Raw genomic sequence first — 23,969 nt, forward strand, 5'->3', positions numbered from 1 at the left:
AAAGAAACGAGATACCAAAGGAAGCCGCCTAAATCGGCGGCCCCGAGAGGACATACTGTACGGAAGGTGCTTGACTTTTACACATTATATTGTGTCTTTGTAATTGCGAGCGAGATCTTTATTTAAAAAAGAGGAGCGCGGCAATCGGGTTTTTCTTATTTTTATCTCGGTGTAACTACTCGATTGCTTCGTCCATGTTCAATAAAAAATTGATCCTCGCAATGACAGCGTTTTTTATCTTCTTAAAAGTTGATTCTTATTACACCTATTATGCAGATAATGTCTTATTATATGGTAAAATTGGAGGGAAATAGAAATTTATTTTTCCGTGAAAAAGCTTTTAAAACTTGCTTCTGTGTAGTCTATTCTATAATCTAATAACTTTGAATTACCTAACTTTCTTGCAATTTTTTTTGCCATATCATCAAAATTATCAAAAGGACCATATGTTCCTTTATTAAGATTTGAATTTTTTACACTAAATCCTTCGATAAAACACCATTTTCCATTATTTTTGCCTCTAAATGCTCCAACCGAGTGAGAATATATTTTACCTTTATATTCAAATTCTAAACTTAAAAAACCTGCTTCATAACCATGGAATTGAAGTGCATCTCTTATTATGTTTGCAAAATCTTCACAATCCCCAGTTTCTTTATCCAAGGTCTCTTGAGGTGTTTGAAGATGTTGTCCTCTGTCTTCTTTAAACCTAATTTTCGTATATTTTAACAAATAATCTTCAACCTTGTCAGGAGTGTCTAATAGAGGTTTTACTTCTTCCCAAGACATGTCCTGAATTTCATTTTTGGAATAGTCATAAAAACCCTTAGGCTGAACTGTATCATCAGTTTTTTTATTTACCGGTTTTAGCGTAGCACACCCCGTTAATAATCCGATCAAACACGAAGCTATTACCAATGCTGAAATTATTCCAGTAATTTTTGAGAAATCCCTTCTGATAATTATGTTTTCGCCCATTTTCCCCTCCGAAAATACTTTTTGATTATTGATAAATTTGTCTCTTTTGTAAAGCGGTTTTTGGGCGAAAATCGGAGATTTGAAGATAAATTTTAATCCTATCCCCATTTTCTCTCAAAACTGTACCTCTTGATTTTTTATCAAGACTTCTCTATAATTAAACAAGTCAGGAAGGATACAGGAACAATGAGCATTCAGGACACATTAAGGAAAAAACGGGAAGAGATACTCGCGACCGCAAAGCGCTACGGGGCGAGCAACGTCCGCTTGTTCGGCTCTGCCTCAAGAAACGAGGCGGACGAGTCAAGCGATCTGGATATTCTCGTGTAGTTCGAGTGGGGCTGCACGCTCATCGACCTGGTCGCCTTCAACGACAAACTTGAAGAACTCCTGGGCTGTAAGGTACAGGTCGTTACGGAGGGGGGAATCAGTCCTTATCTCAAGGAACGTATACTCGCGGAAGCGGTGCCGATATGAAGGATGACCGTATCTACCTCTCGCACATACGCGATTCGATCGATCTAATCTTTCTGTTTATCTTCCCCTAATATTTTATTCTTTAACATCGACTCACCTTCCGGGGATTAATCGACCTTCCCCTTGACATTCACCCCGTTTTTCACCTATTATGGCAAAAACAAAAAAAGGAGATCCAAAATGACCGAAGGCACGGCCGCAAAGGTGTTACTGAAGACGAACATGGGAGACATAACCATAGAGCTGTACCCGGACACGCCGATTACGGCGGGGAACTTTAAAAACCTCGTCAAGAAGGGGGTCTACGACGGGGTGATATTCCACAGGATCATAGACGACTTCATGATCCAGGGCGGAGACCCCACCGGAACGGGGATGGGCGACCCCAGCATCCCCAACATAAAGGACGAGTTCACGAAAAACAGCAAGAACGACAGAGGCACCATCTCGATGGCGAACAGGGGCCCGAACACGGGGAGCAGCCAGTTCTTCATCAACCTGGTGGACAACAACTACCTGGACAAAAACCACCCCGTCTTCGGAAGGGTCGTTGACGGGATGGACGTGGTGGATAAAATGGGAAAGGTCAAAACGGACTCGAACGACAAGCCCATTGATGAAGTAAAGATAATAAAAGCGGAGATCCTGTAACGGCTGCGGGTTACAGGGAAGAACATGAAAGTCCTTCAATAAGAAGGGCTCAGACTTCTGACAAAGTCCTCGTTTTCTAACGAGGACTTTGTTATTATAGTGCCATGTTAAAGAAAGAGAAGAACAAGCAGTTGTAGTACTTAACTTTTTCCTAAGGATAGACGATAGACAGAAAATGGATAGACAAGGGGCTTAAGCCCCTTGTCCACAAGCCCAGCCCTTCTTAGACGAAGGGCTTTTTTGTCGGCCGTGTTTTCATGGAGCACCGCAATCTCGTGTTTTAATGGGTCAAGCCGTATCAAGCAAAGCTTCCTTTACAACCTCCCCGGCTAGCATCACCCGATTTCTTCGTCGCGTTTTTTAAAATCGCTCCTCGCAATGACAGTTATTAATGATGCCCCCTATTAAGACAAGAACCTGTCGATGCCGCCCACCTACCCCCAACCCCCTTTTCAATTCCAAACACCACCCCAAATCAGATAATATCCCCTAACTGCTCCTTAAGCTCGATATAGCTCAATATCTTGTTCAGGCTCTTCGGATTCCTTATTGTCAGCTGATCGTCGCCCAGGAGCAGAAACTTCCTCTCAACCAGCGAATCCAAAACGTTCCTGGTTTTGTCTATGTCGAGTCCGACCCTCCCCGCAAGGTCAGAGACGGTTATCTTCACAACCATCCCCTTGTCGGACTCTATCCCCTTCTCGTTTGCAATCTTGCTGATCATGTCCACGACCTTGCTCGTGGCGTCTTTGAACAAGAGCGTCTCGATTCGTTGATCGGCGGATCTCAGCCTCTCGGCCATCTTCTTCATCATCCTCAACGCCACGTTGGGATTGCTCATTAAAAGCGACTCGAAGGTCTTCTCGTCGAGTACGAGCACCTTAAGATCCGTTAAGGCAACGGCCGTGGCGGATCTGGTGCCCCTTTCAAGGATCGCCATCTCGCCGAAGAAGTCGCCCTTGCTAAGTTCTGCCAGCGTGGTCTCTATTGACCTGGCCTTCTTTGAGATTTTCACCTTCCCCTCGTGGATGATGAACATATCGTCGCCGGACTCCCCCTCGTTGAATATGACTGTCCCCTTGGGGATGGATTTGCCGAATTTATCGTACAGCTTTTCCATTCAGAAATCTTTCCTATTATTGTAGTAAAATATGAATCCTGATATTTTTATAGTGGATAACGGTAAATAAGTCAAGACTTATTGACAAGGCCACGGAAATACTGTATATATAAAAATTCATCACATTGGAGTCGGCTTGGGAAGCCGCCGGATAAAAGTAAATAAAGAAGATACCATGAAAAAGCTGATTGCGCCCTCAATCTTAGCCTCAGACTTCTCCCGCCTCGGAGAGGAGATTAACGCTGTTACGGCGGCCGGGGCGGACTGGATTCACGTAGACGTCATGGACGGCGTCTTTGTCCCGAACATCTCCATCGGGATCCCGGTGGTGAAATCGATAAGGAAGGTAACGAACCTTCCCCTTGACGTCCACCTAATGATCGCGGAGCCGGAGCGCTACATCGAGGAGTTTTCGAGCGCCGGCGCCGACATCATCACGATCCACCAGGAGGCGACCCCCCACATGGACCGCTCCATCATGCATATCAAGTCGCTGGGGAAGCGGGCGGGGGTGTCCGTAAATCCCGGGACTCCTGTGACGACGATATACGACATCCTCGGGATCGTGGACATGGTCCTGATCATGAGCGTAAACCCGGGGTACGGCGGCCAGAAGTTCATCCCGTACACACTGGATAAGGTCAGGGCACTGAAAGAAACCCTGACCGAAAGGGAGCTTGACAGCGTCATCATCGAGATCGACGGGGGGATAACGGCGGAAACGATCTCCGGCGCCGCAGAGGCCGGCGTCGATGTATTCGTGGCGGGGTCTTCGGTCTTCGGAGCGAACGATTACAAAAAAGCAATAGCCGGGCTGAAGGCGAATATCTAAACCCAATTTATGAAAGCTTTTTAAACAGTCTATTGAAAAAGTCTATTGAAAACGGATTTAGTTTCTGATATATTGTTAGTTTATCGGGATGTAGCGCAGTCTGGTTAGCGCGCCTGCTTCGGGAGCAGGAGGTCGGAAGTTCAAATCTTCTCATCCCGACCAGTTTTTTATGGGGCACGGAAAGTCGGTGCCCCTTTTTCAATCCCGCCTACACCTCTATTCAGCAATCGGGCTGATGCTATTTCCCCTTTCTGAAGAACCTGAACAATCCGAGAAAGTCTTTTTTCAATAAGTGATTGCTGGAGAACGGATCCCGGCTGACGTACCTCACGTCCTCCACCGAATAGACCGCATTCGGGTTGAATTTCTTGATGATCTCGGTGATATTTAACAGCTCCTTTCGCTGGATGATGGTAAAGATCACCTTCACCGGTCCGTATATACCATTGGCGTCCACCGTGGTGACGCCAAAGCCGGCGGATTTTAAAAAGTCGGCGAGCTCGGCGGCGTCCTTTCTGGTTATGATACGAAGCATCAAGATGCCGAGAGAAAGCTTTTCCTCAATGGCTATTCCTACAAAAACACCGACAGAAAAACCAACAGCATAGGCGAAGTAATTAACGAGATTCGTGAGGTTGCCCATAATTTGCCCAATGGCGAAAAGCCAAATGAGAATCTCGAAAAAACCGAGTATGGAAGCAAGGATTTTCATCCCCTTTGAAACGTAGATGATCCGAATCGTTCCGAGAGTGACGTCGGCTATCCTTGCGACACAGATTAGAATGGGAACCATAACGGTCCCCAGAAAGGTCGTATCTCCGAACATTTAAAACTCCTCTTAGTCCGGTCTTTTTTAAAGTATACCACTTAAACGAGTGAAGATGACAAAAAAACGCCGAAAAGGGGATTAAATCATACAACATCTTCTATCTGTAATGTGTTATATACCCGCCCTTATTCAAGTAAGTCAAACAAATTACTATTTATTCAAAAAAGAAAAGTGATTGTTCACAATATCCTTGCCCTTTTCAAGAAGCATATTGTAAAATAGTTCGAGATAAAACGAGCGGGCCTTGAGCAGGGTCTCTTCGTTTTTTTGGCAAAAAAATTTCTTTTTTAAATTGAGGTGTTCTATGAATCGAAGAAAACTTTTCCTGTCGATTACACTGCTTCTCTCCCTTTCTGTGATCATCGCCGCCTGTGCCGGAGTTACCCCTGTCCCAACCGCCCCCGCAAAACATTTATCCCTCGTTACCGTCTCGGACATCCACAGCAACATCCTCCCCTATGAGACCAAGGTCACAAGGGACGGCGAAAAGGTCGCGATCCTTGTGGGCGGGATGGACCGGATCGCCGCCGTGGCGAACCGCGAGAACGAGCTGACGAACGGGGCGACTCTTCTGGTCTCCGGGGGCGACAACTTGATGGGCTTCTTCTTCAGGAGCTTTGACGGCGTCCCGGAGATAACCTCGATGAACATGGCGGGATACGACATTACATGTCTCGGCAACCACGACTTCGACCTGGGAAGCGAAGCCTGTAAAAAAGCGATGAAGGTCGCCGAGTTCCCCACCGTCTCTTCAAACATCACCATTAAAGACCCGGAGCTTGCGGCCATTGTAAAGCCGTTTGTCATAAAAGAGGTCGCAGGGGTAAAGATCGGCTTCTTCGGCCTTATGACCCCAGACCTCCCCAGAGTTTCCTCCGTAGGGTCGGACGTGATAGTCGACAATGACCTGACATCTGTCTCGATGGAGATGGTTAAGGCCCTGAGAGAAGGCGGCGCCTCGATCGTAATCGCCCTGACCCACGTAGGCAAGGAGATGGACGAAAAGGTCGCCAGGGATGTCGCCGGCATCGACATAATCGTGGGGGGACACAGCCACGATACATTCTACGAGAAGGTCAAGGGCCCCAGGGGCTGGGAGACCATCGTCGTGCAGGCCGGAGTCAACGCAAAGGAGATAGGTATACTCTCCTTTGACGTGGCGGGGGGAAGGGTCGTATCCTCCGGCTGGAAAACGGTCCTTCTGGACGAGACGGTCGGGAGCATTGAGGAGATCGCCAAATACCAGGGAAAGTACGAAAAAGAGCTCAATAAAAGAATGAACAGGCCCGTCGGGGAGACCCTCGTAGACCTCGACGCCATATCGAACAACGTCAGGACAATAGAGACCAACCTCGGAGATTTCATCACCGATGCGTGGGCGGACTGGTTTGCCGAAAAGGGCGCCGAAAACCCGATCGCCTTGCTCAACGGAGGCACGATACGGGGCAACTGCATCTACAAGAAGGGCCCCCTGACCTACGGCACGCTCCTCAAGATTCATCCCTTCTCCAATACGATCTACGAGGTATCGCTTTCGGGAAAGGAGCTGATGACCGTGCTTGAGATGAGTGCTTCAGCGGTTATTATCGACGGGGACGGCGCCGAGCTGGACGAGAGGGTTTCCGACGGGGGATTCTTCCAGATCAGCGGCCTAAAGATCGAGATCGACCTTTCGGGCAGGCCCTTCAGCGCCGAGTACGACGGGAGAAATCTCAGCAGGATCATCTTTCCGGGGGAGAGGCTCGTCTCCGCAAAGGTAAAGGAAAACGGTCAGTGGGTTCCGATTAAGGGAGACAATACATACAAGGTCTACGTTACGTCCTGGACCGCTTCCGGCGGGGACGGCTACTATCCCTTCATCTCTGCGAAAAAGACAGACACGACCGTTGACATCGTGGACGTCCTGTTGGCCTACCTGGCAAAGATGGGCCCGGTCAAGCCCGATACCGAGGGGAGGATAGTGGTAAAGGAAAGAAAATAGGCTGGAATCGCCGAGTTCCTCCAATTTTAAGTATTGCAGCCCGTCTATAGCGACATCCGAATAAAAGATACTGAGGGGGTGAAGAGATTTCACCCCCTCTTTTTGTCCTTGCCCCTGGGAGCAAGACTCGACGGCCCTTAAACGCTATTTTTAAGCACAAGGCTACGATAAGGCCCCGAATAACTATTAATCAATTTATTTCTCATTTCCTTTATTTAATATTGACAATTCATCCCCCCCTTGTTAAAATAATACTCAGATATGTCATCTATCTCACAGCCGGACACGGAAAAGTCTATTTTTCTTGTCCGGTGATTGGGGTTTAGGCTCTTTTTCAAATGACACGAAGACTGCGGGGGCGTAGTTCAGTTTGGTTAGAACGCCGGCCTGTCACGCCGGAGGTCGCGAGTTCGAGTCTCGTCGCTCCCGCCAGCAATTACAAGGGGCCAGGGCAAATGTCTTGGCCTCTTTTAATAGGCGCTTAATTAAAATAGTGAGGTTTTATCCCCTTCGACACCGTCAGTGCTTTCCAAAGGGGGCCGGGGCAAATGCCTTGGCCCATTTTTATGTGGGCATAAATGGGCACTCCGGGTGCATCCCGCCCTGCATAGGATTAAAACTACAGCGGCCTTAAAGAACCTCCCAAAAACACCGATCCCGCCGCCGAAGCCTATTTTTTAAGGCCGTACTGCTTGACGATTTTTCCCCTCTCGGCATCCGAAAGCGACTCCATGTACTTCTTCCAGCCGGGGCAGAAGTTTATGTGCCACCTCCAGATTCTCCCCAATATCGACTTCGGGTTTTTGTCGTACTTCGCCCTGAACGGGCACGTCGCGCATCCTGGCTCGGGCATTTTTGCCTCCTAAGATAAAATTGAATCCATTACAATTCTTCAACACTCAATCCGCCATGAACTTCGGCTCATGGTCAGTAAATATGAACGCCCTCTTTATCTCTCACAAGCCGAAGCAAAAAATCAATCTCTACTTGGAAAGGATAAAGCGGTAGCCGCAGTCGTAACTGTCAATCGAGTTGAGCCTCCCGTATTTCTCCTCCCACCGTCCGGACTCCAGATCGCCTCTAAGGGTTAAAATCCCGTCCTCCACCTCTTCCTGGTCCGCCAGGGCGAATCCGGACATGCACGCCCTTACCTCAGAATCGAGGTAGATATGGGGCCTTCGCCATCCCGCCATTAGGCAGAAATCAGAAAAGTCTTGGGGGAGATCGAACCTATGGGCAGTGACCTCGCCGTTTGTGATCCCCCTTATCGAGTTACATGTATCCTCAATGGACGGAAAAAGATTATAAGAGCCGTCCCAGATAGACGGGAAATAGTCCCCTATCCAGGGCCTTTCTATCTCCCGCGGATCGAAGGTATACAGAAGGATCGGCCCCCGGCAGACTCTCGCCATCTCCTCGATGCCCCGCCCCGGGTCGTTAAAGTGATGCAGGGAGAATATCGCAATGACGCCGTCCACGGCGTTGTTATTGATAGGGATGTTTTCGGCCGCGCCCATGATCCACCGGACATTTTTATGAGGTGCCGCCTGATCACACATGACCGGCGACGGCTCGACCGCCGCAACCGAAAGACCGCAATCGCCGAGCGCCCGGCTGTAATTTCCCGTGCCGGCGCCTATGTCGGCCACGATGCTTCCCGCCGGCAGATCGAGGAGCCGAACGACGGCGTCAACGAACCTCGGATCCGCCCTTCGGTATTTTGAGTAGACCTTCCCGATTTCATCATAAACGGGATTTATCATGATTCTTTTATCTATTTTATCCTATTAAATCGACGCAAAAGCCAGAAAATCCGACCGCCGGAGAATTAAAGTAGCACCGCGAAGTAGCACCCGGAGATCAGAAGACAGACTATGAAGATTATCACGCCGATCTTTGCAACCCCGAAGAGCGGGAAATGCAGGATCGCCCTTATCAGATAGAATCCGCCGATAAACAGAATCACCGCGTTACTTATCGCGCTCCGTGACTGCTGTGCCGATAACAGAAACGAGAGCGCGGCAAAGAAGAGGAACACGTATATCATCATCACATTCGTCACCTGAAGGATGGCGCGGTTGACATCATTCAGGCGGGGCAGCTCCTCCGCCCAGTTGAGTTTGGGATTCTTCCAGAACGTCAAATGATAAAGCACAAAGAGGACGTTGAAAACGCCTCCGGTTATCAAAAGGGTCTTGTCCATTTTTTAGCCTCCAAAGTGAATTAATTACATACTCTGATAAAAAAACCTGCTTCTATTTTAACGATGTTGGGCTTAAAACCCATACACTCAATCCTTCATCCGCCGGAACTTCCGGTTCATGGCGAGGATGAAGAGGGAGAGGAAGACCGCGCCGAAGACTACCTCGGCCGCCTGCAGAAGAAAGCCGTACCTTGTGTACCTCAGCTCATGAGGTGTCTCCACCTTTCCAAAGGTCAGGTAATTGAGGCTCATGTTGAGGCCGTTTACGTAATTATCGTAAGAGCCTTTACCTGTATATTTGTCGACTATTGTTTCAATTCCTCCCTTTTGATATACCTGCCGTAAAGTATTGTTCTTTGGCAAGACGCCGATAAGGTTGCCGTAGATTAGACCCAAGAGGAGTATCAGGCCTACAAGCCAGCAAAGAGCCCTTATTGGCCTTTCTCCATAGAGGGATATCCATTTATATGGGCCGAGGAGCATCCTGATGCTCCTCTTCTCGAATCTACCGAACCTCCGCATCTCCATGGCGCCAACAAAGAAGTCACCAGCCTCGTGATAGCGATTTGTATCTTCATAATTTTTTATAAGCTGGTTATAAAGACGGTAGACTTCATAATGTTCCTGTTCTATTTCTTTCGGTATTGATATTTTCAACCATGTTAGAATTTTAAAATATGTATTTCTGAAAATAGCTTTTGATTGATTTTCCTTTTTCTGTTTTATGACTTTTTCTTTTAAAATAAAAAGCCAAAATTTAAAATGATACCACAAGTGTTGGAAGCTTTGTATGAACCATCCCTTTCCCTGATACTTCTCATCGAATAGCTTAAGTCTGCCTAAATAAGATGAGGATCCATATTTTTTACCAGTCCAAGTAACATCTACGAAATTTATTTTTCTGAGATCTGTTTTAATAAATCTCAGTCGATTAAGATCGACTCTATAAAAAATCAAATCAGCTTCTTTTTCTATGTTTAAATTGCCAAAATAAACTTCTGAGTTGTCATCGAAAGTTTTTCCTTTAAAAATGACTTTACATGTTTTCAAGAATGACGCCCACCCAAAGGAGACCCTTTCCGAGAATGCCGCATATCCAAAGTCGGTCTTTCCTGAGAATGTCGCTTCTTCGAAGTCGGCCTCTCCCGAGAAGGTCGCCACACTGAAGTTGGTTTCTTCCGAGAATGTCGACTTTGAGAAATCGGTCTCTTCCGAGAATGTCGCCCCTGCGAAGTAGGCCACTCCCGAGAATTTCGTTCCCCCGAAGCTAGCCTCTTTAAACTCGAGATCTCCGGTCTCCTCCTTCAACTTCCTGAAATCGAAACTTTCCGGGAATATAAAGCCCCGGAAATAGTGCTTCCCTGATTTATAGAGCTTTTTGAATTCTTGGTAGAATTTCTCTGCATCCTTATCCTCTCTGTCGTTGTGGAAGATGCAGAAGTTTTTTTCACCATCCTTTCCCGGCCCGTAATCAGGATGGGGGCACTTATTATCCTCTCCAAATATTCCTTTATAATCACACATCTTCTTTTCAAAAAAGCTATTTCAATAAAACATCCCCAAACATCATCCCCTCCTCCTCCGATAGAAGAAGACAGTCAGGAAAATAAGCAAGCCGAATAAAACCGGCAGCGAATACGCCCTGCTCGCGCCGGTGAAGAGGTCCAGGAGGAAAAAGAACGTCCTGTAGCCGAAGATCGTCAGCGCGCTTGCAATCGATATGTCGATAGGCTCCTCGATATTGACCTTTTCGATCTCGTCAAGCCACCCCCGACCGACGAGCGCTTCGAGGTTGTAGATGTGAACCACCGGCGAGCACCTCGCGGAGATCCTGATGTCCTCCTTGAGGTCCTCCACGTCGAGATAGTCCTTCATGTAGCTCCCGATGCCGGCGGAGTTGCCCCCATCAGATTTTAGGGCCAAAGCGTAGGAGAGGACGTTTGCCCCGCCGGTGCCCAAGCCGGAGTCCTTGAAGAAGCTGCGGTAGAGCATCGAGACGGAGAAGTCGGCGTCGACCGAGACGATGTGAAACATCTGGGCGATGGAACTGTCGCCGTCGAGGCGGTCGTCGATGATGTATGCGTAATCGAAGGTGGAGACCTCGAAGCCGTCCTCCCGAATTTTTACTATCGTGTCGGCGTAGATTGCTTTCGCCCCGTCGTTGAGTTTCGCGTCCCTTCTGCCCAAAAGATATTTTACGGCGCCCGTCATTCCCCCTTCCCTCACCACCTCCTTCAGCCTCTGGACGTCCGCGTACGTCGGCTCCATGTCGAGCATGACGCCCTGAATCACAAGGTTGTTCTCGTCAACCCATTTCTTGAATCTCCCGTAGAGGGCGGGAAATTTGTCGGCGTTGTCGGCGGCGAGCCAGTAGCCGTCCTCCATCGGGTGGAGGGGCCAGACCCAGACCTTTACCCCGGCCGAGTTCAACCTTTTTATTGTCGAGACGAACTTCGGATTGTCGAAGTCGTCCACCGCCATGGAGACCTCGTACCCGGCGCCCTTCAGCTTTCCAATTAGCCCCGGCGTAAAGAGGCCCTCGACGTCCATGCCGCCGGTGTCCCTCCCCTCCACCTCGAATATCTTGTTTCCAATTTCGGTGAAGATAATCACACGCATTAGCGGCCTCGGCTCCGGGGGGGATTTCATTTTAACGACGGCCGCCGTCCCCGCAACGAGGGCCGAGATGATAAATACAAGAAAGAGGATAAATATCGCCGAGAGGACTGACTTTATTAATCTCATTTGCACACCTCCGTGCCTTATAAACAGACAGAGCTACCCGCCCATGATGAAAGGGGGCGAAGCGGACTCATCGAGCCGTTCCGTTACACCGTTGACGGCCCGCCGCCCGTGCCCACCAGCTTTTTCTTCCTTTGACTCCTGACGATAAGGACGACGATCAGGATGACCACTGCGACAAAGAGGATAAATATGACCAAAAATATTCCCCCAATCCAGCCCAATATCTTCCCGACGCCCTTGAGGCCCATCTTGTCGAAGATGTCGGTGTCGTTGATGTAGAAATATCCGTCGTCGGCCCTTTCGACCGTGAAGGTGGCCTTCAACCCCGAGACGTTCCAGTTTGGGCCCTCCGCCTTGAATCTTCCGGTCACCTTGTAGAGGACGCCCGGGGTGACCTCCTCTATCGAGGAGTCGGACAGGTCGGCGAAATATTCGAGCCTCAACCCGGTCTTTTTGTAAAGCTCATCGGTGATTGCCTGCTTTCTTGCGGGATCCATGTTCTTTGAAAAGAGCTTCACTACCTCGGGAACGTTTCCGTTGTTTACATAAGACGCGAAGGAGCCGAGCAGCCACTTGACCTGCTCCTTGTCATCGGTGGTGAGGGGCCCGGCGAACGCAAGGTTGACAAGCGTCATCGCCAAAAAAAGCGCGATACCTGTTACGGCGTACTTTTTGGTTTTCATAGTCTTCTCCTATTTTCTAAATTTTTCAATCATTTTTGTTCCTAAAATTATCAATCCATAATCGGTCTTTAAACCGACTATTTTTTCTCCTTCGATTCCCCCTTCCCCCTTGCCGCCTCGACCTTCTTCCTGAACTCGTCCAGCCACTCCTTGACCCTCCCCTCGTAGCCCCTGTCCGTTGGGCGATAATAAACTCTCTCGGCAAGCTCGTCCGGGAGGCGCTTCTGGTCGACCCGGGCGTCCTCGAAGTCGTGGGCGTACTTGTACCCCTTGCCATAGCCAATATCCTTCATCAGGCGGGTGGGGGCGTTTCTTATGACCAACGGCACCGGCAGGGCGCCGTATTTTTTCACGTCCTCTTTGGCACGGATGAAGGCGCTGTAGACGGCGTTGCTCTTTGGGGCCGTGGCAAGGTATATCACCGCCTCCGCCAGGGCAAGCTCTCCCTCCGGCGTCCCGAGGAAGTGATAGGTCTCCTTAGCGGCGACAGCCACCGATAAGGCCCTCGGATCGGCGATCCCGATGTCTTCGACCGCCATCCTAATGAGCCTCCTCGCGATGTACAGCGGCTCCTCCCCCCCCTCCAGCATCCTCATAAGCCAGTAGAGGGCGGCGTCCGGGTCGGAGTCCCTGACCGACTTGTGAAGGGCCGAAATGATATTGTAGTGCTCCTCGCCCCCCTTGTCGTACATCAGCGCCCGCTTCTGCATCGCCTCCTCCACGGTCAAGAGAGATACCGCGATCCTGCCGTCTTCTCCCGGCGGGGTGTTTTTGACGGCGATCTCTAATCCTGAGAGGGCGATCCTTGCGTCCCCGTGCGACTGGGAGGCGAGGTGATCGACCGCCTCGTCGTCGATTACAATCGGCAAATCCCCCAGGCCCCTCTCGGCGTCCCCGATCGCCGCCTCGATGATTAGTTTCATCTCCTCAGGCTTAAGGGAGGAAAAGACATAGACACGGCAGCGGGAGAGAAGGGCCGAGTTTACCTCGAAGGAGGGATTTTCGGTGGTGGCGCCGATCAAGATGATCGTCCCGTCCTCGACGTAAGGTAAAAATACGTCCTGCTGGGCCTTGTTGAAGCGGTGGATCTCGTCGACGAAGAGGACCGTCCTCAACCCCGAGTACTTCCTGTCCTCCTTAGCCCCGGCTACCACCTCCTTTACGTCCTTTATCCCGGAGGTCACCGCGGAAAAGGATACGAACCTCGCCCTTGTCTTTTCGGCGATGATTCGGGCGACGGTGGTCTTTCCGGTCCCGGGCGGCCCCCAGAAGATCATCGAGGTAAGCTCGTCGGCCTCGATCGATCTCCTCAAAAGCTTTCCTTCCCCAAGGATCTCCTCCTGGCCCACGAACTCGCCGAGGCACCTCGGCCTAATCCTGTCCGCCAGCGGGGCCGACCTTCGTATCTCTTTTTCCGCCTTGTGCTCGAAGATGTCCATTTACCCTTTAATCGCCTATAATCGATATTTCTCGGACTTTTAATCCAAGCTGAAGACCTTTTGAAGCGGATGCAGACCGATTTCGTTGATTATAGTAGGAATTTATCGTTGTGGCAAGGGATATTCTGAAGAGAGGGTGAGCGGATCGATGTGGAGTAGGGTGTCAAAAAAACGTAAATCAACATTATGGGAGTATCTTGGTAAAACCTTCCCTTTGTCGAGAGAAAAAGATATGCAAAGGGCCTTCAGGGGATTGACATGTCACAAGGAGCCGATCAAATGCTTCTTCAAAACAGTTACAGCACCAGGTCTCCCCTTCCGATACCCTCCAGGTACTTTGGGTACTCGTCGTACAACGGCTCGATTATCGGGAGCAGCTTCAATATCTTCGGGATCGGCCCCTTGGCGACTATCTGTTTTGTGGCGAGCGCCTTTACGAGCTTGATCTTCCCGTGCCAGAATTTATGGGCGTTATCGGCGGTCAGGGTGAAGGTGGCGACCGGCTCGATGGAGTCGTCGTTTATGAACACCCCGAACTTGTCTTCCCTGGAGCTTAAGGTAACGGTCACGTCCGGCTCGCTCCAGACAAACTTGATCACGAGCCCCCTTTCCTTTAAGGCATCGATTATCTCCACCGCCAGTGCGTCGCCCTTGCTGTATTTTTCAAACACGGTCTTGAAGAATCCCCCGAGTATCTCCTCGCACTCCCCGGCATCTTTAAAGTAAGACAAAATATCCTCCTCGATTATCTATTTCCCTAAAATCCGTTTTTTATAAAGTACGGAAGTCTTTGCGGTCTTGGGTCTCCCCTCGTTAGAGGTCGAGATCGTAATAGCCCCGGCAGACATCGAACCTACCCAGCTGGGCTCCCCCCTCCCACAGCTGTATTATTTTGCAGTCCCTCCAGTATTTCTCGACATTGTACTCCCTGACGTAGCCGTAGGAACCCATGAGCTCCATCGCCTTGTTTGTTACGCTTATGGCGACCTCCGCCGCGTAAACCTTTGCTAACGACGCCCGGCTCAGCTGGGCTGTTGAATGGCTGGGGCCGTACTCCTCGGGGTGGTCGTACTTGTAGGCGGCGGCCACATAGGCGTTTCTGGCGGTCTCTATCCCTATTGCCATGTCCGCTATCATTGAAGCGGCGATGGAGTGCTGCCTGATCGGCTTTCCTGAAAGGCCCACGACCCTGTCCTTCGTGAATTCGAGGACCGCCTCGAACGCCCCCTGGGCGCATCCGATGCTCATGGCGGCGCTCCCGATCCTTCCTATGGTCAGGTTTTGATGAAGGCACTCGGCGTCCCTCCCCGGCCCGGCGAGGCGGTACTCCTTCGGCACCACTACGCCGTCCAGAAACATGGGACAGTTCCTGTCCGCCTGGAGGCCCGCCTTGTTCTCAAACTTCCCGAACGAGAGGCCCTCGGCATCGGCGGGGACGTAGATCAGGGCTATCCCCTCATCCCCGAGGGACGGATCGGTATTCGCCGTAACAAGGTATAAACCGGCGATTCCGGAGTTCGACGCCCACATCTTCTCGCCGCTTAAGACCCAGTAATCGCCGTCAAGGGCCGCTCTGGTTCCTATCTTTTTTCCGCGAAAGCTCACATTTTCGATGTCACACCCGCCGCCCCCCCTGGGGCCGCCCGCCTCCGTCATGCTGAAGCAGCCGAGAACAAGCTCGTCTTCGCAGCATCTCTTTCCGAAATCATTTATTATAGCCTCGTTTCTCTCCAGAGTGGCGGGCAGGAAGAGCCAGCCGAGGGTAACGCCAAGGCTCACGGCGATGCCCGCGTCGCCCCGGGCGATCTCCTCTAAGGCCGCTGTGAAGGTAAGGGCGGAGCTCATGCCGCTCCCGCCGATCTCCTCGGGCCAGATCGCCCTCATAAAGCCGAGGTTCGCAAGCCCTTCGAGAATCTCGTGGACAATCACGTGATCCTTGTCTTCATCTATCTTCTGCCTTGCGGGCATGATCACGTCATCGGTGAAATCCCTTGCCATTTCGATGAGAATTACGTCCTCCTCCCTGTAAAGCTCCTTTAGTATTGCGTCTCTATACATGGCGGTATCTCCATAAATAAACTAAAAAATAGTCTTCATGGAGATTAAACACTATTACAGATAATGTGTCAATACGAGAATATTTATTGGAATTGATGAGGTTCAATGTCCGAACGTTGGAAGATGGAAAGGTTGCTGAAGCCGGCAATTACGATTAATTTAATATTGGGGCGAAGTCCACACCGTTAAAACGGGATACAAAAATCCAGCCCAGTAGGCGGGAATGTGGGGGATGCTCAAAACAAAAAAATCTAATATTAGTATGCGAACTTGGGAGTAATAGAAAAAACACGGTAGGCTATGTTAGGTATCTTCCTGACCACCTCCCTCTCCAGCTCCTTGGCTATATCCGCGTAGTCGGACCCAGGGACATTGTCGTCGAGGTTTATGTCCGCCGCGATTATTTTCCTTTTTGGGGACTCGCCGATCACGCGAAATCGATGGTAGCTCTTGAGGTTCGGGAAGTCGGCGGCGATCCCTACGAATTTCTTTTCGATGGCATCCGTTACGGCGGTCTTTTCGATAAGGGGATCGGTGTTGCACACGCTCTCACCCACTAAAGTCTTTCTCAGCCTATCCTCGCAGGCCTCCGCTATCTCGTGCATCCTGGCGGGGCCGTATTTATCCGGAATCCCCGCGTGGAGCGGAATTCTCTGCAATATCTCGTGGCTCGGCGCCCTGCCCAAGATCGGTATTATGGAGTGTCTCGCATGGGTGTGGCCGAGGTACAGCAGCCAGGCCGAGACCACGATCCCTATGTAGCCGTCTATCGCCGGGAAATGATAAGAATGACCGATGATCAGGCCGCAGATCACGAAAAACGTCATCACAGCCTCGATTATATGGCGGGTTGCGTTTGCATAGATGGTCTCCGACCTTACCGTATCGGCAAGGAAACGGACAAACTGGGCAAGCCAGAGCTTTATTATTATTGTCCCCAAGAGTATCCAGGGGAGCGCGCTCCAGTAGCGGGCCCCGTGCGGCCCCACGGGCTGATGAACCGACGTCTCGCCGATATAGATCGCCGACACGAATAGGAAGACCGTCATGATAAGGGGCGCCATATTATATGCTCCATTCGGCCGCAGCCGAACGGATTCTTCTCGGTGGCGGGGCGGGCGGTCACGTAAAAGGTCGCCACAAGGATGACCGAGTTTGCGAGGGGGGAGAGGAGGTGAAAGGCCGTGGCAATTATAGATATTAAATGCGCCATCAGGACGAGGGCTATATTCACAACGAACAGCAGCACAATCACGACGATGGAAAACCAGCCTGGGACGAGGCCGTATCTTGTACAGACCTTTTTGTTGTCCGTGTAGTTAAAATCCCTGATGAAGGTTCTCGCGACTTTTTCATTCAGCCGGTTGAGCATGTTTTTTCCAAAATCCTACGGCTTGACGCCCGAAAAGAATACTTGGGCCAGAAATCCGGCTATCGGCGGAAAGAAGAATGAGCAGGCGATACGGACGCCTGTGAACTTCCAGCCCATTATGCCTACCTCGAGGGGGAGCCTGGCGACCGCCCATATAGACCATGCGGTGAGAAACGCAACCATGGTTCCCATTCCCGCCCCCGCCCGGAGGAGACCGGCGGCGATGGGCATGCTGACATACGGCCCTCCCGGCGTTACCGCCCCCGCCAACGTTCCGATCAGTATCCCCCGAAATCCGGACTCCGCCCCCACCCAGTTGGCGACCATCTCCTGGGGGAGCAGCACTCGGATCATCCCGGCCATGATAAATGCGAAGATCAAAAGGGGTACAATCTCCAGAAACATCGCTATTCCGTCCCCCAGCCCCTCCATATGGCGCCCTTTTGTATACGCAATTACGAGGAGGATCAGGGCGGCAACTCCCATTATTATTGTGGGAACCAGCATGTTCATCTTTCTTTCCTTTTTGCTCATGTTTCGGCACTCTTCAAATCTTTGTTTTCAGTCTCCGAATTGTCAAGATTGCACCTCCCGAGGGACACGGCGTCCTCTGCGACAGAAACATCACATCTTTTCCCCGAAGATAACAGCTGATATTTTGAGTTTCGGGAGGCCTTGCAATGGGAAGTTATTTGACCTGATGAATATTATACTTTCAGCGCCTCAACTCTGTCAAGTCCCTAACCCACAATAGATCTAACGATTTGGGAACTTCACATTGAGCAGATCGCTATTATTATTCATAAAAAAATTTAAAGTCTCGATCCGCTGCAAAGAGATGCGTGTGGATTTTACAAGAAAATTTTAGATTGATGAAAACCGTCGAGAAGGTTGACGGCGGGGTGTCAAAACTTCATTTCAAAATATATAGGGATTTCTTACAACTCATTTATATACCCTGAAAAAAGGGGCCGCGAAAACTCGCGACCCCCTCGAGATTATTGGTAGGCGGAGCAGGGCTTGAACCTGCGACCCCCGGCTTGTAAGGCCGGTGCTCTCCCAACTGAGCTATCCGCCCAAAACTGTTATCATCGACCAAAGTTTTATTTTTTCACTTCCCCCGTGATTTGTCAAGACAAAAAGTTTTCAAAACAGTGGGTTGTCCAATACGATACTCCTTTGTGTCCTTTTTGATTTAGTCCCATTCGAGCTGACCATTAAATCAAACGGGGGGTCGCCCCCCCGTCTTTAATTTTCCATAAAAAGGTTTTTTTAATCCCGTCCCACGACGCCTTGCAAGTCCTCACAAACGGCTTCTAATATATCTTCCGTCACCACTTTACCCCAATTCTACCAGCCAACTAACATCCAACATCCGCATACCATCCCCTATACCGCCAATCAATCCCGCCTGTATTTACAGCGCCGCTGGCTTAAAAAATCATTTATTGACTTAACTCCCCTTTTTTTGATAACTCCGTTTGGTAGACAAATTCCGTTAGTGGGCGGACTGCCACTGCGGATCCGACTGCCGCTGCTCCTTTTCCTTCAGAAACTCCCTTTCCTTCTCCTCCTTGTTTTTTCTGAAGAACTCCTCGTGGTTAGCTATGGCCAGGGCCTTACTGATGACGCTGTCCATGTGGTCCGCCAGTGTGATCTTCAACGACTTTTTGATCTTGTCGGGTATATCTTCGAGATCCTTTTCGTTCTCCCGCGGGATTATGACCTCCTTTATGCCGCCCCTGTTTGCGGCCAAGAGCTTCTCCTTGAGGCCGCCGATGGGGAGGACTCTTCCTCGAAGGGTGATCTCGCCAGTCATGGCTATGTCCCTTCTCACCTTTAACTTTGCTAAGGCCGAAGCGATGGCCGTGGCGATGGTGATTCCGGCGGACGGGCCGTCCTTCGGGATCGCGCCCTCCGGGACGTGGATGTGGAGGTCAACGTTCTGGTAGAAGCCCCTGTCGAGTCCCAGCTCCTCCGCCCTACCCCTGATGTAGCTCATGGCGGCCTGGGCGCTCTCCTGCATTACCTCGCCGAGCTTTCCGGTGATGGTAAGCTTTCCCTTGCCCGGAACAACGGTGACCTCGATTGTCAGGAGCTCTCCGCCGACCTCGGTCCAGGCCATTCCCGTGGCGATCCCGATGCGGTCTTCCTCCTCGACCTTGCCGTAACGATAGCGGGGGATGCCGAGGTATTTTCTTACCTTCGCGGGAGTAACCTTTACGGAATACTCCCTCCCGTATCTCACTACGTCCTTTGCCACCTTTCGACATATGGAGCCGATCTCCCTCTCGAGGTTCCTGACCCCGCTCTCCCTCGTGTATTTCCTGATGACCTCGAGCATGGACTTATCGGTAAACGTAACGTTCTTCTCTTCCAGGCCGTTCTCGTTTCGCTGCTTCTTGACCAGAAACTGCTGGGCTATGTGAAGCTTCTCTATCTCGGTGTAGCTGTCTATCTGTATGATCTCCATCCTGTCCTGCAGAGGCTTCGGTATGTTGTGCAGGACGTTTGCCGTCGTGATGAACATCACCTTCGAGAGGTCGTAGTCGAGATCGAGGTAGTGGTCGTTGAAGGTGAAGTTCTGCTCCGGGTCGAGGACTTCTAAGAGCGCCGCAGAGGGGTCACCGCGAAAATCGGTGCTCATCTTGTCGACCTCGTCCATGAGGTAGACCGGGTTTGACGACTTCGATTTTTTCAGGTACTGGATGATCTTTCCGGGAAGCGCCCCGATGTACGTGCGCCTGTGTCCCCTGATCTCCGCCTCGTCGCGAACGCCGCCGAGAGAGAGCCTGACGAAGTTTCTGCCGGTGGCGCGGGCAATAGACCTGCCGAGGGAGGTCTTTCCGACCCCCGGAGGCCCAACCAGGCAGAGTATCGGCCCCTTCATGTCGTTCTTAAGCTGCTTCACCGCGAGGTACTCGAGGATGCGCTCCTTCGGCTTTTTCAGCCCGTAATGGTCTTCGTCCAGTATCCTTGTCGCCTCGTCTATGTCCAGCTTGTCCTCGGTGTACTCGTTCCACGGGAGCGCCAGTATCCAGTCGAGGTAGTTTCTGATAACCGTTGCCTCGGCGCTCATGGGAGACATCATCTTGAGCTTCTTGACCTCCTTATCGGCCCGTTCCAACGCCTCCGACGAGAGTTTTTTCTTCTTTATCTTGTCTTCGATCTCCTTGACTTCCGCCTTGAACTCATCCTTTTCCCCCAGCTCCTTCTGGATGGCCCTCATCTGCTCGTTGAGATAGTACTCCTTCTGGGTTCTCTCCATCTGCTTCTTGACCCGGTTTTTGATGCGCCTCTCTATCTGCAGTATCTCTATCTCGCTCTGCATATAGGAGTACACCTTTTCGAGTCTCTTGGACGGGTCCTCGATCTCGAGGACCTGCTGCTTCTCCTCGAGCTTCAGGTTGAGGTGCGTAACGATGGTGTCCGCCAGCCTCGAGGGCTCCGTGATGGAGGCGACGCTCATTATCATCTCGGGTGGTATCTTCTTGTTCAGCTTGGCGTACGTCTCGAACGTGCTGTTTATGGACCGAATCAAGGCCTCGATCTCGGGCGTTACGAAGTCGTTCTCTTTTATATATTCAACATCGACCAAGAAGAAGTCTTCATTCGGGATATAGCTCTTGACCTTTGCCCGCTGTTTCCCCTCGACGAGGACCTTCACCGTTCCGTCCGGGAGCCTTAAGAGCTGTATGATCGATCCGACGGTTCCAATCCTATATATCTGGTCGGGGGTCGGGTCGTCCATCTTTGCATTCAGCTGTGCCGACAGGATTATGCTTTTGTCGGACGCCATTGCCGTCTCCAGGGCGTTGATGGACTTCTTCCTTCCCACAAACAGCGGCACCACCATGTGCGGAAAGATGATGATGTCCCTGAGCGGCAGAAGAGGAAGTATATTATCACCCATCTCAAAGGTCTCGTCATCTTTATCGTTTTTGAAAAACATCTATTCTAATCTCCTTTTTTTTGAAAATTCAAACGGTTCTAATGACCCCGATTGAATAGGATAGATCAACCAACAAATATCATGCCGATTTTTCGTAGAGTATTATCGGATTTTCCTTATTCAAAACGACTTCCTCATTGATAATGCACTCCTTGATATTTTTCTGAGAGGGTATCTCGTACATGATGTCCACCATGATGTTTTCCATAATCGAGCGCAGGCCCCTCGCCCCCGATCCCCTCTCCATAGCAAGCCTTGATATGGCCACAAGGGATTCATCGGTGAACTTGAGCTTTACCTTTTCAAGCTCGAAGAGCTTCTGGTACTGTTTGACCAGGGCGTTTTTCGGCTCCTGCAATATCTTGATCAACGACTCCTCGGAAAGCTCCGTAAGGGTGGCTATAGCCGGAAGCCTTCCGGCAAACTCCGGTATGAGCCCGTATTTTATAAGATCTTCCGGTTGGACGTTTGCCAGAAGCTCTCCTATGTTCCTCTCCTTCTTTGTCCTTATTTCGGCCGAAAAACCGAGGGATTTGGAGTGCATCCTCCTCTCCACGATCTTATCCAATCCCGTAAAGGCCCCGCCGCATATAAAGAGGATGTTTGTCGTATCCACTGGGAGGAACTCCTGCTGGGGATGCTTCCTTCCGCCCTTCGGCGGCACGTTTGCAATGGTACCCTCGATGATCTTCAGCAGGGCCTGCTGCACCCCCTCCCCTGAGACGTCCCTCGTAATGGAGGGATTGTCATTCTTTTTAGAGATCTTGTCCACCTCATCGATGTAGATGATCCCCTTTGAAGCCTTTTCGATGTCATAGTCCGCGGTCTGGAGGAGGTTCAAGATGATATTTTCGACGTCCTCCCCGACGTATCCCGCCTCCGTCAGACTTGTAGCATCGGCGATGGTAAAGGGGACGTTCAGGAACTTCGCCAGGGTCTGGGCGAGAAGCGTTTTGCCCGATCCCGTGGGGCCGAGAAGCAGAATATTGCTTTTCTGAAGCTCAACGTCGCTCCCCTTGGTATCCGTCCCTATCCTCTTATAGTGGTTGTGAACGGCAACGGCGAGGATCTTCTTCGCCCTCTGCTGACCCACGACATACTCGTCCAAGAAGGCCTTGATCTCGGCCGGCTTCGGGATATCCGCGCTCGTCTTTGTAAGCTCCTCCCTCTCGTATTCCTCGGCGATGATGTCGTTGCAGAGCTCCACGCACTCGTCGCAGATAAAGCTTGTGGGGCCGGCTATCAGCTTTTTGACGTCCCTCTGGCTCTTCCCGCAGAATGAGCAAATCATCCCGCCGTTTTTCTCTTTTCCTTTATGTTCGTTCATTTCTATCCTTTCGGATTAAATTCCCGGATTATTTCAGTATTGTTTTTACTTTTCAACGCTGTCTTTTTATCGGCTCGAATATCAATCAATCAATCACAATCAATCTACTGCCCGATCAACCTACCGTCACTCTATTGTCAAGATTGCCCTATTATCAATATTATTAGTCGGAAATATAAAAATACCTCCCATTCAATCCCTGCTCCCCCCTCATCCCGTTCCTTCAATTCATCCTCCCCCCTACCCCACATCCCCCTTTTGCCCCGCCCCTTCGATCCATCAACTATCCCTCGCTTCACACAAATCTTCGCCCCGCCCCTTCAATTAATCATTCTTCGCTTGCCATACACAAAATTTGCCCCGCCCTCCACAACCAATCATATCTTCCCTCCCCCCATATAAATTTTGCCCTAAACCCCTCAACCCCGCTCAAATCTCCCCCCCTCAATTCACAATTATCCCATACCCCATATAAATTTCCTCCCAACCTCCCAATCCCCCGCACCTATTTGCGCATGGAAATGACATCGTCGACTATGCCGTAATCCTTTGCCTGCTGACCGCTCATAAAAAAGTCACGGTCGGTGTCTATATTTATCTTCTCAGGATCCTGACCGGTGTGCTTGACGAGAATATTGTTGAGCTCCTCCTTCATCCTCAATATCTCCCTAGCCTGGATATCGATATCCGAGGCCTGCCCCTGGAATCCCCCTATCGGCTGGTGGATTAAAATCCTCGAGTGGGGGAGGGCGAGCCTCTTCCCCTTGGTGCCGGCGGAGAGAATAAGCGCCCCCATAGACGCTGCCTGACCGATGCAGATTGTCGATACGCTCGGCTTTACAAACTGCATGGTGTCGTAGATGGCAAGCCCCGCCGTTACTATCCCCCCGGGGGAGTTGATATAAATGGAGATGTCCTTATCCGGGTCATCCGCCTCGAGAAATAGCATCTGGGCGATCACGATATTTGCAACATCGTCGTTGATGGTCGAGCCGAGAAAGATGATCCTGTCTTTCAGGAGCCTCGAATATATATCGAAGGCCCTTTCCCCCCTCCCGTCCTGTTCCACAACCATAGGTATCAGCGGCATATTCTGGTGTCCCTCGAAATATCTTACAACACAATCTTAATTACAATAATATTTCCAATTGCCCGATTATACTGTCTCACATCACTATTAGATATAATCTGTTATCCAATCCCCCCAGCTTCCAATCCCCTATCCCCTCAGCTCCTCATCCCTTTAGACCTTCACCCCTTCCACACCGTTCCTCCACCTTATAAAAATTGACCACAACCCACCAACCCCACGAATTTGCCCC

The 23,969-nt window shown here is 50.6% G+C and carries 21 protein-coding genes, 3 tRNA genes and 1 pseudogene; 6 read left to right on the forward strand and 19 right to left on the reverse strand.

Annotation, left to right across the window (positions count from 1 at the left end):
* Positions 1–318 precede the first annotated feature (318 nt).
* Positions 319–978, reverse strand: a complete 660-nt coding sequence (locus tag JW984_03550; GenBank protein ID MBN1572256.1) for a hypothetical protein — start codon at positions 976–978, stop codon at positions 319–321.
* Between the two features lie 186 nt (positions 979–1,164).
* Between JW984_03550 and JW984_03555 the strand changes: the two are divergent.
* Together JW984_03555 and JW984_03560 are read left to right on the forward strand one after the other, a co-directional pair.
* Positions 1,165–1,455: pseudogene (locus JW984_03555) on the forward strand (nucleotidyltransferase family protein).
* Positions 1,456–1,635: 180 nt separating this feature from the next.
* Positions 1,636–2,106, forward strand: a complete 471-nt coding sequence (locus JW984_03560) for a peptidylprolyl isomerase (GenBank protein ID MBN1572257.1) — start codon at positions 1,636–1,638, stop codon at positions 2,104–2,106.
* Positions 2,107–2,581: 475 nt separating this feature from the next.
* On the opposite strand, the gene JW984_03565 is transcribed toward JW984_03560, so the two are convergent.
* Positions 2,582–3,226 carry a Crp/Fnr family transcriptional regulator gene (locus JW984_03565; GenBank protein ID MBN1572258.1) on the reverse strand — a complete coding sequence of 215 codons (645 nt, stop codon included), beginning with the start codon at positions 3,224–3,226 and terminating at the stop codon, positions 2,582–2,584.
* A 175-nt stretch (positions 3,227–3,401) separates the two neighbouring features.
* Here JW984_03565 and JW984_03570 point away from each other — a divergent pair, with 175 nt between their 5' ends.
* Together JW984_03570 and JW984_03575 are read left to right on the forward strand one after the other, a co-directional pair.
* A complete protein-coding gene (locus JW984_03570) occupies positions 3,402–4,058 on the forward strand; it encodes a ribulose-phosphate 3-epimerase (GenBank protein ID MBN1572259.1) in 657 nt (218 codons plus the stop codon).
* A gap of 84 nt (positions 4,059–4,142) precedes the next feature.
* Positions 4,143–4,220, forward strand: a tRNA-Pro gene (locus JW984_03575).
* Between the two features lie 76 nt (positions 4,221–4,296).
* Here the strand turns inward: JW984_03575 and JW984_03580 are convergent.
* Entirely contained in the window at positions 4,297–4,884 is a 588-nt protein-coding gene (locus JW984_03580; protein MBN1572260.1) for a DUF2179 domain-containing protein, read from the reverse strand.
* Positions 4,885–5,191: 307 nt separating this feature from the next.
* On the opposite strand from JW984_03580, the gene JW984_03585 reads away from it, so the two are divergent.
* Both JW984_03585 and JW984_03590 read left to right on the forward strand, forming a co-directional pair.
* Positions 5,192–6,868: a 5'-nucleotidase C-terminal domain-containing protein gene (locus JW984_03585; protein ID MBN1572261.1), complete on the forward strand. Its 1,677-nt coding sequence runs from the start codon at positions 5,192–5,194 to the stop codon at positions 6,866–6,868.
* Between the two features lie 354 nt (positions 6,869–7,222).
* Positions 7,223–7,300, forward strand: a tRNA-Asp gene (locus JW984_03590).
* Between the two features lie 238 nt (positions 7,301–7,538).
* Here JW984_03590 and JW984_03595 read toward each other — a convergent pair.
* From JW984_03595 to clpP, 16 genes are all read right to left on the reverse strand, one after another.
* A complete protein-coding gene (locus JW984_03595) occupies positions 7,539–7,721 on the reverse strand; it encodes a hypothetical protein (GenBank protein MBN1572262.1) in 183 nt (60 codons plus the stop codon).
* Between the two features lie 130 nt (positions 7,722–7,851).
* A complete protein-coding gene (locus JW984_03600; GenBank protein MBN1572263.1) occupies positions 7,852–8,631 on the reverse strand; it encodes a class I SAM-dependent methyltransferase in 780 nt (259 codons plus the stop codon).
* 65 nt (positions 8,632–8,696) lie between these two features.
* The gene (locus tag JW984_03605) at positions 8,697–9,071 is read right to left on the reverse strand and encodes a hypothetical protein (protein MBN1572264.1); all 375 of its coding nucleotides are present in this window, start codon (positions 9,069–9,071) and stop codon (positions 8,697–8,699) included.
* An 87-nt stretch (positions 9,072–9,158) separates the two neighbouring features.
* A complete protein-coding gene (locus JW984_03610) occupies positions 9,159–10,595 on the reverse strand; it encodes a pentapeptide repeat-containing protein (GenBank protein ID MBN1572265.1) in 1,437 nt (478 codons plus the stop codon).
* Positions 10,596–10,637: 42 nt separating this feature from the next.
* A complete protein-coding gene (locus JW984_03615; protein ID MBN1572266.1) occupies positions 10,638–11,816 on the reverse strand; it encodes a hypothetical protein in 1,179 nt (392 codons plus the stop codon).
* A gap of 83 nt (positions 11,817–11,899) precedes the next feature.
* Entirely contained in the window at positions 11,900–12,499 is a 600-nt protein-coding gene (locus JW984_03620) for a hypothetical protein (protein ID MBN1572267.1), read from the reverse strand.
* 77 nt (positions 12,500–12,576) lie between these two features.
* Positions 12,577–13,938, reverse strand: a complete 1,362-nt coding sequence (locus tag JW984_03625) for a replication-associated recombination protein A (GenBank protein MBN1572268.1) — start codon at positions 13,936–13,938, stop codon at positions 12,577–12,579.
* Positions 13,939–14,234: 296 nt separating this feature from the next.
* Entirely contained in the window at positions 14,235–14,669 is a 435-nt protein-coding gene (locus tag JW984_03630) for a hypothetical protein (GenBank protein MBN1572269.1), read from the reverse strand.
* 82 nt (positions 14,670–14,751) lie between these two features.
* Complete coding sequence (locus JW984_03635) at positions 14,752–15,996, reverse strand: acyl-CoA dehydrogenase family protein (GenBank protein MBN1572270.1); 1,245 nt, start codon at positions 15,994–15,996, stop codon at positions 14,752–14,754.
* Between the two features lie 257 nt (positions 15,997–16,253).
* A complete protein-coding gene (locus tag JW984_03640) occupies positions 16,254–17,060 on the reverse strand; it encodes a cation transporter (GenBank protein ID MBN1572271.1) in 807 nt (268 codons plus the stop codon).
* Positions 17,042–17,368: a cation transporter gene (locus JW984_03645; protein ID MBN1572272.1), complete on the reverse strand. Its 327-nt coding sequence runs from the start codon at positions 17,366–17,368 to the stop codon at positions 17,042–17,044. The genes JW984_03640 and JW984_03645 overlap by 19 nt, the downstream gene beginning before the upstream one ends.
* Positions 17,369–17,383: 15 nt before the next feature.
* Complete coding sequence (locus JW984_03650; protein MBN1572273.1) at positions 17,384–17,902, reverse strand: permease; 519 nt, start codon at positions 17,900–17,902, stop codon at positions 17,384–17,386.
* A 468-nt stretch (positions 17,903–18,370) separates the two neighbouring features.
* Positions 18,371–18,446, reverse strand: a tRNA-Val gene (locus JW984_03655).
* Between the two features lie 420 nt (positions 18,447–18,866).
* The gene (lon, locus tag JW984_03660; GenBank protein ID MBN1572274.1) at positions 18,867–21,320 is read right to left on the reverse strand and encodes an endopeptidase La; all 2,454 of its coding nucleotides are present in this window, start codon (positions 21,318–21,320) and stop codon (positions 18,867–18,869) included.
* A gap of 79 nt (positions 21,321–21,399) precedes the next feature.
* Entirely contained in the window at positions 21,400–22,647 is a 1,248-nt protein-coding gene (gene clpX / locus JW984_03665; protein MBN1572275.1) for an ATP-dependent Clp protease ATP-binding subunit ClpX, read from the reverse strand.
* Positions 22,648–23,152: 505 nt separating this feature from the next.
* Positions 23,153–23,737 carry an ATP-dependent Clp endopeptidase proteolytic subunit ClpP gene (clpP, locus tag JW984_03670; GenBank protein MBN1572276.1) on the reverse strand — a complete coding sequence of 195 codons (585 nt, stop codon included), beginning with the start codon at positions 23,735–23,737 and terminating at the stop codon, positions 23,153–23,155.
* Between the last annotated feature and the right edge of the window lie 232 nt (positions 23,738–23,969).

The organism is Candidatus Zymogenus saltonus (assembly GCA_016929395.1).
In the GTDB taxonomy this organism is placed as follows: domain Bacteria; phylum Desulfobacterota; class Zymogenia; order Zymogenales; family Zymogenaceae; genus Zymogenus; species Zymogenus saltonus.